This is a genomic window from Pseudoduganella sp. RAF53_2, from assembly GCF_052113985.1.
Classification (GTDB): Bacteria; Pseudomonadota; Gammaproteobacteria; order Burkholderiales; family Burkholderiaceae_D; genus Rugamonas.
Genome location: NZ_JBFRDW010000862.1, coordinates 1 through 1,969, shown reverse-complemented (window position 1 = coordinate 1,969; position 1,969 = coordinate 1). Strand labels below are relative to the sequence as shown.

Here is a 1,969-nt window from a genome sequence, read left to right as displayed (position 1 = left end):
CAGCAGCACACCCAGTCCGGCCAGGCCAGCCTGCACATAGGAATTCGAGTCATTCAGCGCGATCGCGCCCGGCAGGGGCAGCTCGATGCGTTCGCCGCTGCGGTTGAAGTCCCACGGGAAGATCCTGCCGGTCTTGGACGAGAAATAGTTCACGCAGCGGTGGCGTTCCAGTTCATTGGGGTGTCTGGGCATGCCATAGCGCTCCAGATAGGACGGGGCGGCGCAGGCAATAAAGCTCAGGATGCCGACGCGGCGGGCAATCAGGCTGGAATTGGCCAGCACGCCGGCGCGAATGGCGCAATCGACGCCCTCTTCCACCAGGTCGACCAGACGGTCGCTACTGCCCAGTTCCAGCGAGATGTCGGGATAGCGTTCGAAGAAATCCGGCAGCGCGGGCACCACGATATCGCCGGACAGGCCGGTCGGCGCGTCTACCCGCAGCCGTCCGCTGGGCGACAGGCGGGTGCGGGAGATGGACTCTTCCGCATCCTTGACGTCCGCCAGGATGCGCAGGCAGCGTTCATAATAGGCAGCACCGTCGGCCGTGACAGTCACCTGGCGCGTGGTACGGTGCAGCAGCTTGACGGCCAGCGCCTGTTCCAGTGAGGCAACTAATGTCGACACCGTGGCCTTCGGCAATTGCAGCGCCTCGGCCGCGCGCGTAAAGCCGCCGCCGTCGACCACCTGGACGAACACTTCCATCGCTTGCAGTTTATTCATTCGGACACCCTATTGTTCGAGATTCTGAACAATCAATTCGTCATTGCTCTCTTTATCATATTCTAGTGGAAGTTTATGATTCTCGTACTGCAGCAAAAAAGTGAACGCTGCGGTAACCAGGAAAGGAGTTGATCATGGGATTCAGGGATGGATTTTTTGCTTTGGTAGCCATTGCGCTCAGCGCGCTCGCGCTGGCCGGCATGGTCTATACCGACGAGTATTCGAGCGCTGCGCGAGCTGAAGCCCGCGGCGTGGCGGCACTCACCCATGTGGTGCTGAGCGACGCCAGCGCGCCTGACCTCGCACTGACGGCGTCCGCGCCGGAGGCGGTACAGCAATGACCGCCATGCAGCAGACCGCGCCGGAGTTCGCGCCCGACCTGAAGATCCGCGATATTGAAGTGCGCGGCGCCCAGGGTCCGCTGGCAGCCCGCCTGTATATGGCGGGCGCAGCGACCGCCAAGCGCGAGACGCTGATCGTGTTCTTCCACGGCGGCGGCTTCGTCGAGGGCGATCTGGAGGAAGCCGATGCTTTCCTGCGCCATCTGGTCAGCTGCAATACCGGCCATGTGATCCTGGCCTCGAACTATACCCTTGCTACCGTGAGCCCTTTCCCGGCCGCGGTGGAAGACGCCCACGCCGTGCTGCTGTGGGCCAAGAAGAACAAGACCAAACTGAACTGGACTGGCAAGCGCATGCTGACTGCCGGCATCGAGGCCGGCGCCAATCTGGCCGCCGTCACGACCCTGATGTCGCGCGACCGCGGCGGCCCTCCGCTGGCGGGCCAGATTCTGATTATGCCGATGCTGGACCCCGGCCTGTCCACCGGCTCCATGCGCGAGATGCCCAATTGTGCCGCCAAGGCCCAGGTGGCTGAGACGTGCGCTGCAGCCTACCGCGGTTACCTCCCCAATGCTGCCGACCGTACCCACCCGTACGCGTCGCCCCTTCAGTCGAGCCGGCTGAAGAACCTGCCTCCGGCCCTGATTCTGTCCGCCGAGGATGACCCATTACGTGACGAAGCTGAACAATACGGCGCCAAACTGATCTCTTGCGGTATCAAGACGACGGTGCGGCGGATGCCTGCGGCGCCCCTGCAAGACCAGGAAGCCCGCAACGAGTGTGCCTGCAAGGTGTTCGCCCTGCAGGAAATGGCCGGCTTTATCAATGGCCTCGATGGGATGGAGAACCCACCGGCTAAAGTTTAACAGCCTATAAATATACTAAAGTTTAACAGCCTATAAATATAC

General features: G+C 62.0%; 3 protein-coding genes. 2 read left to right on the top strand and 1 reads right to left on the bottom strand.

Annotated features, from left to right (window positions below):
• A partial coding sequence (locus tag AB4Z11_RS30425; RefSeq protein WP_442029727.1) for a LysR family transcriptional regulator occupies positions 1-720 on the bottom strand: 720 nt, incomplete at its 3' end.
• A 134-nt stretch (positions 721-854) separates the two neighbouring features.
• On the opposite strand from AB4Z11_RS30425, the gene AB4Z11_RS30420 reads away from it, so the two are divergent.
• Positions 855-1,061 (top strand): hypothetical protein, encoded by a 207-nt coding sequence (locus AB4Z11_RS30420; protein WP_442029725.1) that lies wholly within the window; start codon positions 855-857, stop codon positions 1,059-1,061.
• Positions 1,058-1,927, top strand: coding sequence for an alpha/beta hydrolase (locus AB4Z11_RS30415; protein WP_442029723.1), 870 nt, complete (start codon positions 1,058-1,060; stop codon positions 1,925-1,927). Before AB4Z11_RS30420 ends, AB4Z11_RS30415 begins: the two co-directional genes overlap by 4 nt.
• Positions 1,928-1,969 lie beyond the last annotated feature (42 nt).

Coding starts and splice junctions, on each gene's coding strand:
- AB4Z11_RS30420 (WP_442029725.1), top strand. CDS start 855: ATGGGATTCAGGGATGGATTTTTTGCTTTGGTAGCCATTGCGCTCAGC.
- AB4Z11_RS30415 (WP_442029723.1), top strand. CDS start 1,058: ATGACCGCCATGCAGCAGACCGCGCCGGAGTTCGCGCCCGACCTGAAG.